This window comes from Burkholderia sp. A2, assembly GCF_001729305.1.
GTDB lineage: Bacteria > Pseudomonadota > Gammaproteobacteria > Burkholderiales > Burkholderiaceae > Burkholderia > Burkholderia sola.
In genome coordinates, this window is the sequence record NZ_LZXX01000047.1 from 1025 (window position 1) to 1428 (window position 404).

The following is a 404-nucleotide window of genomic DNA, read 5'->3' on the forward strand; positions in this document are numbered from 1 at the left end:
CGTCGGTCAGGTCGGGCGCGCCGTAGTGCGTCGGAAACATCGACGCGCGCAGGCCGGTCACAATCTTGCAGATTGCATCGCGCGACGGCAGTTCGCGGATGCCGCGCGGATGGCGCGTGCGATGGAGTTCCTCGCGCGATTCGCGCAAGCCGGCGACGATTTCTTCGAGGCCCCACTGACGGGCGGGTGATGTCGACATAGACCAATGCGGGCGGCCGCGCGCGGTTGCACGGCCGCTAATAAAGTGACGGGTTCCGCAAGATTACCGCGTTTTTTGTCCGGGAGCGGCACCCCGCGGATCGCGCCGGACCGCCGACGCCGCACGAGCGTGACGGCGTCACATCGAGATGCTGCTCGCGTCGATCCAGCGAACGGCCCAGTCGCGCGCGTGCGCGATCGCGTCG

1 pseudogene is annotated in these 404 nt (G+C 68.1%); it reads right to left on the minus strand.

Annotated features, from left to right (window positions below):
* Positions 1–199 (minus strand): annotated as a pseudogene (locus A9Z05_RS37510) (serine acetyltransferase); the annotation flags it as partial.
* Positions 200–404: the final 205 nt, after the last annotated feature.